The 2,406-nt window shown below is 71.6% G+C and carries 1 protein-coding gene and 1 pseudogene; both read left to right on the top strand.

From position 1 onward, the window contains the following. Window positions 1–697, top strand: a pseudogene (locus VFL64_RS13565) (M48 family metalloprotease); the annotation flags it as partial. 51 nt (window positions 698–748) lie between these two features. Next, window positions 749–2,406, top strand: a 1,658-nt coding sequence (locus tag VFL64_RS13560; protein WP_489540908.1) for an Ig-like domain-containing domain, incomplete at its 3' end; no start/stop codon positions are given.

Raw genomic sequence — 2,406 nt, 5'->3', positions numbered from 1 at the left:
GGCGCAGGCACGTTCCAAGGTGCTGATGGACACGCGCATCGACGCCCTGCGCCGCTGGCTGGCCCTGGAGGCGCCGGCCAATGCCAGCGTGTCCGACAAGCTGCTGACGGCCTACGTCAACGCGCTCGCCTCCACCTTGATGCGCGACTGGCCTCGCGCCGAATCGGCCGCGCAGCTGGCCCTGGGCCTGGTGCGCGGCAGCCCGCGCAGCGATGCGTTCGCCGAACGCGAGGTCGTGCTGCTGCAGGCCGAGATGCTGCTCGCGCGCGGCGAGCCGGTGCGTGCCGCCGAGGTGCTCAAGCCCTATGACAACGAGGGCCTGCCCAACTCGCGTGCCGTGATGCTGCTGCAGGCGCAGGCCGCGCTGGGCGTGGGCCAGCAGGCCATCCAGCGCAGCACGGAAGAGATGCAGACCTGGATCGCGGCCCATCCGCACGATGCCACCACCTGGGCCCAGCTCGGCCGCTCGTGGGAGAAGCTCGGCCACCCCCTGCGCGCGCTGCGCGCCGAAGCCGAATCGCGCATCTCGCTGGGCGACCTCACCGGCGGCGTCGACCGCCTGCGGGCCGGCCAGAAGCTCGCGCGCAGCACGCAGAGCGTCGACTTCATCGAGGCCTCGGTGATCGAGGCCCGCCTGCGTGAACTCGAGATGCAGGCGCGCCGCCGCGAGCTGGAAGAGCGCGGCCAGCGGGGCTAGCCGACACATCGCTGCCGTATCCTTGCCGCCTCTGAAAGGCAGGGAGACTGCATGCGTCGTTTGCTCACACTCGCTGCGATGGCCTGGCTCGGCGCCGGCAGCGCCCAGGCCGCCAGCGTGGCCAGCGTCAGTCCACAGGGCGAGGTGGCGCAGGTGCGTCAGATCACCGTCAAGTTCTCCGAGGCGGTGGTGCCGCTGGGTGACCTGCGCTTGCCCGATCCGTTTCAGCTCAGCTGCGAGGGGGCTGCGCCGCCGGGCGCGGGCCGCTGGTCCGATGCCCGTGTGTGGCTGTACGACTTCCGCGAGCCGGTGCCGCCGGGCATGCGCTGCACGCTGAAGGCGCGTGCCGACTGGAAGCCGCTGACCGGCACACTCAGCGGCCCCACCGAGTTCGCGTTCAGCACCGGCGGGCCGGCGGTGGCGACGACGCAGCCTTACAGCGGCGCCACCATCGAGGAAGACCAGCACTTCCTGCTGCAACTCACCGGCCCGGCCGTCGCGTCCACGGTGCTTGCGCATGCGGCGTGCGAGATCGAAGGCATCGGCGAGCGCGTGCCGGTGCGCGTGGTTGGCGGCGCGGCGCGCGACGAGGTGCTCAAGGCGCGCCGCCTGCAGAAGCAGGCCGATCGCTGGCTGCTGCTCGCCTGCCAGCGCCCGCTGCCGGCCGACACGCCGGTGCGCCTGGTGTGGGGCGCGGGCATCGCGGCCCAAGCCAACCCCAAGGTCGTGACGCGCAACGAGCAGCGCTTCGGCTTTCGCGTGCGCAAGGCCTTCACCGCCGAGTTCAGCTGCGAGCGCGAACGCGCCGACGCGCCCTGCCTGCCCATTCGCCCGCTGTGGCTGCGTTTCTCGACGCCGGTGCCGCGCGCCATAGCCGAGGCGGTGCGGCTCAAGCCCGGCTCCGGCGCATCGCTCGCCCCGCAGTTCGACAAGGACGACAAGGCCGGCGAGGTGAGCGAAGTGCGCTTCCCGATCCCGCTGCCAGAGAACGCGACCTTCAGCGTGGAGTTGCCGCGTGAGGTGAAGGACCTCTCCGGCCGGCCGCTCGCCAACGCGGCGAGCTTCCCGCTCAAGGTGGCGACGGGTGACGCACCGCCCATCGCCAAGTTCGCGGCCGCGCCCTTCGGCGTGGTCGAGTTGAATGGCGAGGCCATGCTGCCGCTCACGCTGCGCCATGTGCAGGGCGACCTGCGGCCGGCCGCCCCCGCCGGTGCGGTGCGCATCAAGACCTTGCGCAGCGACGCCGACATCCTGGCCTGGTACCGCAAGGTGGCCAGCTTCCACGAACGCCAGGTCAGCGCGCAGCAAGCCGGCCTGCCCCAAACGCAATGGTTCGAGACGAACCGCGTGAGCGACGGCAAGCGCGGCACCCGGCTCGTCAAGGAGACGCGCTACCTCGCCTCGCGCGAGGTCTCCCTGCTCAACAAGGGCAGCGACGTGCGCCGCCTCGACCTGCCGCAGCTGCAAGGCGGTGACCCACGCCCCTTCGAGGTGGTGGGCATCCCGATCGGTGAGCCGGGCTACCACGTGGTCGAGATCGAATCGGCGCGCCTCGGCCAGGCGCTGCTCGACAAGCAGGCGCCGATGTTCGTGCGCACCGGCGTGCTGGTCACCAACCTCGGCGTGCACTTCAAGCTCGGGCGCGAGAACAGCCTGGTGTGGGTGACCACGCTGGACAAGGGCAAGCCGGTGGCCGACGCGGAGGTGGC

The organism is Rhizobacter sp., from assembly GCF_035702065.1.
Classification (GTDB): Bacteria; Pseudomonadota; Gammaproteobacteria; order Burkholderiales; family Burkholderiaceae_C; genus Rhizobacter.
Note: the sequence above shows the minus strand (reverse complement) of the source record. Positions and strands in the feature narration are given on the sequence as shown.